This window comes from Photorhabdus noenieputensis, assembly GCF_018448935.1.
Classification (GTDB): Bacteria; Pseudomonadota; Gammaproteobacteria; order Enterobacterales; family Enterobacteriaceae; genus Photorhabdus; species Photorhabdus noenieputensis.
Window position 1 is genome coordinate 1 of the sequence record NZ_RCWC01000147.1, and the last position, 791, is coordinate 791.

At 51.3% G+C, this 791-nt stretch carries 1 protein-coding gene; it reads right to left on the bottom strand.

What is annotated here, in order from left to right:
- Nucleotides 1–766: ABC transporter transmembrane domain-containing protein (locus EAE91_RS25260; protein WP_339919722.1), on the bottom strand; the 766-nt coding region annotated here is incomplete at its 3' end.
- Nucleotides 767–791: the final 25 nt, after the last annotated feature.

Sequence of the window (791 nt, forward strand, 5' to 3'; positions counted from 1 at the left end):
TTTCATTGGCGATAGTGGATAAGGTCTGTGTTTTGAAACCTGCGGCAACATAAGCCGCCAGTTGGTTGTCCCACTTGCGGATGGCCTGCGGTTCAACCGCCATTGACTTTAGGGTATCGATGCCATTTACCGTTTCGACAAGAAATGCCTGATTCTCAGCGTTGCGGGTGAAGCTATCCTGTAATCGCTTACGCAAGAGAGGTGTAACCAACCCCGAGACGAGTGCATAGAGCGGCAATGATAACACCACAACAAGGGTCAACCAGCCGCTGTAATAGAACATCACAAGGATGAATACCAGAGAAAAAAGCACGTCAAGCATCAGGGTAATAGCGTTGCCGGTGAGGAAGCTGCGGATGTTTTCCAGTTCGCGTACACGAGCCACCGAATCACCGACTCTCCTGGCCTGGAAGTAAGCCAGCGGCAGATTAATCAAGTGCCGAAACAGATTCGATCCCAACTGCACATCAATACGGCTGGTCGTATGGGCAAACACATAACTACGCAGGCCACTCAGGGCCGACTCGAACAACATGATACCCAGCAATCCCGCCGCGACAACATCCAGTGTGGTTAGGCCGTGATGCACCAGTACTTTGTCCATGACCACCTGAAAGAATAACGGAGTCACCAAGGCAAACAACTGCAAGGCAAAAGACCCCAGCAAAACTTCGCCCAACAACTTGCGGTATTTGACGATAGCCGGGATAAACCAAGTGAAGTCAAAGCGTGAAGTCTCTCCGGGTAGGCCGTTACTGGAACGCACAAGCACTAGTTGCCCTGTCCAACGC